2 protein-coding genes are annotated in these 739 nt (G+C 70.5%); both read left to right on the forward strand.

All coding sequences use genetic code 11. The features are described 5' to 3' along the window. On the forward strand, nucleotides 1–223 hold a 223-nt coding region (locus ACOADB_RS13985), incomplete at its 5' end, for a helix-turn-helix domain-containing protein (protein ID WP_378599634.1). Beyond that, a partial coding sequence (locus ACOADB_RS13990; protein WP_378599637.1) for a GDSL-type esterase/lipase family protein occupies nucleotides 220–739 on the forward strand: 520 nt, incomplete at its 3' end. The genes ACOADB_RS13985 and ACOADB_RS13990, both read left to right, overlap by 4 nt.

A 739-nucleotide genomic window follows, 5' to 3' on the forward strand; every position in this document is an offset into this window, starting at 1 on the left:
CGACCTGCGGCCCACGGCCGCGGCCAAGCTGCGCGAGACGCTGCGGGCCTGGCTGCTGCACCAGGGGCGCCGCGACGACATCGCGGAGGCGCTCTTCCTGCACCCACAGACGATCCGCTACCGCATGAACCAGTTGCGCGACCTGTTCGGCGACCGCTTGGAGGACCCGGATACTGTCCTCGCCCTGACCCTTGCGCTCGGAGTGGAGGAGGTGTCGCGGTGAACCGGTGGCCGCTGCTCGCCACCCTGCTGCTCGTGCTCGCCGGACTCACGGCCTGTTCCGACGACGTCAACGCGAGCAAGAACCGGGGAGCGCCCATCGAGGCGGGCGACAAGTACGTCGCGCTCGGCGACTCCTACACCGCCGGCGGGTACCTGGGCGACCAGACCGGCGCCGAGGGATGCCTGCAGTCCGACGGCAACTACCCCCACCTGCTCGCCAACGAGCTGGACCTCGAGCTCGACGACGTGAGCTGCGGCGGCGCTCGCGCGATCAACCTGGAGAAGCCGCAGTTCCCGACCGGCGGTCGCGTCCCGCCCCAGCTCGATGCCGTCACCAAGGACACCCGGCTGGTGACCCTCAGCATCGGCGGCAACGAGTCCGGGCTCTTCGCCAGCATCGTCGTCAAGTGCGTGAACCTCGGCGGGGAGGACCCCACGGGCAGCCCGTGCACCGACCTGGCAGCCCAGCGGTCGGCCAGGCTGTCCCAGCTGATCGACAAGGTCGCCAGCGACATCG

The organism is Nocardioides sp. CPCC 206348 (assembly GCF_048654705.1).
GTDB lineage: Bacteria > Actinomycetota > Actinomycetes > Propionibacteriales > Nocardioidaceae > Nocardioides.